Here is an 834-nt window from a genome sequence, read left to right as displayed (position 1 = left end):
CAAACGGTTTCACGGGATTACACCATTACGGTAAATCCGGCTACGCTGGTACTGCCCGATACTTCGTTAGCGACGGCTCAGGTTGGAACCAACTATACGGCTACGATTCCCGCCGCTACGGGTGGAACCACACCGATCACCTATTCCGCTTCGGGTGTTCCTGCCGGACTGACGTTCAACCCGGCCACGCGTCAGATTACGGGTACGCCCACGCAAGCTGGTACGTTCACGGTAGCCGTAACGGCTACGGATGCGGGGAACCCGCAACAAACCGCTACGCGTAATTACACGCTGACGGTAGTTCCTGCCACACTCGTCCTGCCCGCTGCTACGCTAACGGCTGCTCAGGTAGGTACGGAATACACCGCTACGATTCCAGCGGCTACGGGTGGCACCACGCCGATTACGTATGCAGCCTCGGGAGTTCCCGCTGGCCTAAGCTTTGATCCGGCTACCCGCCAGATTACGGGTACACCCACGCAGTCAGGAACGTTCACCGTAACGGTTACCGCTACGGATGCCGGTGATCCCCAGCAAACGGCTACGCGTAATTACACGCTGACGGTGAATCCCGCTACGCTGGTATTACCTGCGGCTACGCAGGCTACCGCTCAGGTTGGCACCAGCTATACTACGACGCTTCCCGCCGCTACCGGTGGTACCTCTCCCATCACCTATTCGGCTACGGGGGTTCCCGCAGGTTTGAGCTTCAATCCTGAAACACGTCAGATCACGGGTACGCCCACGACGGCAGGTACCTTTACGGTAACGCTAACGGCTACGGACGCGGGTAATCCACAGCAAACGGTTTCACGGGATTACACCATTACGGTA

Annotated in this window: 1 protein-coding gene; it reads left to right on the top strand. The window is 58.4% G+C overall.

The window, feature by feature from the left end; genetic code table 11:
• Window positions 1–834 (top strand): putative Ig domain-containing protein (locus tag BWI93_RS13030; protein WP_176454210.1); only part of this gene is annotated, 834 nt, incomplete at both ends.

Source organism: Siphonobacter sp. BAB-5385 (assembly GCF_002261125.1).
GTDB lineage: Bacteria > Bacteroidota > Bacteroidia > Cytophagales > Spirosomataceae > Siphonobacter.
Note: the sequence above shows the minus strand (reverse complement) of the source record. Positions and strands in the feature narration are given on the sequence as shown.